The 1,576-nt window shown below is 61.0% G+C and carries 1 protein-coding gene and 1 pseudogene; both read left to right on the top strand.

Annotated features, from left to right (window positions below):
• Window positions 1-466, top strand: a 466-nt coding sequence (locus DU506_RS20060) for an IS66 family transposase (RefSeq protein ID WP_147273797.1), incomplete at its 5' end; no start/stop codon positions are given.
• A 181-nt stretch (window positions 467-647) separates the two neighbouring features.
• Window positions 648-1,576 (top strand): annotated as a pseudogene (locus DU506_RS20055) (IS4 family transposase); the annotation flags it as partial.

Here is a 1,576-nt window from a genome sequence, read left to right as displayed (position 1 = left end):
GCTGGCGATGAACCAGGCCGTTGAAGACGCCGGAGGCAGGCTCTCTCCCGACGCGGTTCGACGATGGCGAGAGCGCTATCGCCATTGCCTGGCGGAAGGCGACGTCGAGAGCCCACCGCCGTCCAAACCTCCGCCTGGAACCCGAGGGCGCACCAAGCGCACCCAGGCACGCAACCTGCTCGAACGCCTCCAGGCACGCGAGGACGATGTGCTGCGTTTTCTTGAGGATTCGGCCGCGCCTTTTACCAACAACCAGGGTGAGCGTGACCTGCGGATGACCAAGGTCCAGCAGAAGATATCGGGCTGCTTCCGCTCGTGGGAAGGTGCGGAGATCTTCTGCCGGATGCGCAGCTTCCTCTCGACATCCGTCAAGCAGGGCCTGTCGGCTCACGCGGCACTGGAGCAACTCTTTGCGGGTGAGATGCCCTTGTTCATGCGACGAGACGAGCGAAGTCAGGCAGCGTGAGCTGAACAGTTACCCACTACCCACCATTCAACACTAAAGGAGGCGCGGACAGGGAACCGGGTTTCCCGCGCAAAACGATGAAAAAGCCGCCCTGGAGGGCTAATGTCAGTCAGTTAAGCCTATTTTCAACAAGCTGATCATGAGACCTTTCCGTGTCAGGCAACTGATACGGAAAGGTCTCATGCATTTCAGCGACGCCATTGATGCCATCGCCAAGGCGGTACCCGACGATTTCTCCAGCCTCTCCGAGGTACTCTCTCCCGAACTGATCGACACCTGTCTTGAAGAAGCCGGTGTGGCCACGCTGCGCAAGCGTCGCCTGCCGTTGGACATGGTCGTCTGGGCCGTGGTCGGGATGGCCTTGTTTCGGCATATCCCGATGGGTCAGATCGTCAATCACCTCGACATCATGCTGCCCGGCAAGCGCCCCTTCGTCGCGCCCAGTGCCGTGGTGCAAGCACGTCAAAGGCTTGGGTGGAGCCCGTCAAGCGCGTCTTCGAGCAGACCCAGGCCTTGTGGCACCAGCAGACCCCTCACCCCCACTGGTGCGGCCTGACGTTACTGGGTGTCGACGGCGTGGTCTGGCGTACGCCTGACTCTCCCGAGAACCAGGCGGCATTCGCGCGCACACGCAATGCTCAGGGGGAGGCGAGCTATCCACAGATTCGCATGGTGTGCCAGATGGAGCTGACCAGCCATCTACTGACGGGCTCGGCCTTCAATAGCGTCGCGAGCAGCGAAATGGAGTTGACCACTGAGCTCATCGGCAGCACCCCGGACCACTCCCTGACACTGTTTGACCGTGGGTTCTACTCCTTGGGTCTGCTGCATGCCTGGCAGAGCGCAGGCGAGCAACGTCATTGGCTCATTCCCCTGAAGAAGGGAACGCATTATCAGGAACAACGCTCGCTGGACAGGCAAGACCGCCTGGTGACCTTGACCACCTCACCTCAGGCGCGCAAGAAGTGGCCGGACTTGCCGCCGACAATGACGGCGCGCCTGTTACGCCGCAAGGTGAATGGCAAGGAGGTCCAGGTCCTGACCTCGATGTCCGATCCGCTGCGCTTTCCGGCGGCAGATATTGTCGACCTTTATAGCCATCGCTGGGAA

This window comes from Vreelandella rituensis, assembly GCF_003336665.1.
GTDB lineage: Bacteria > Pseudomonadota > Gammaproteobacteria > Pseudomonadales > Halomonadaceae > Vreelandella > Vreelandella rituensis.
This window is presented reverse-complemented; position numbering and strand designations above follow the sequence as displayed.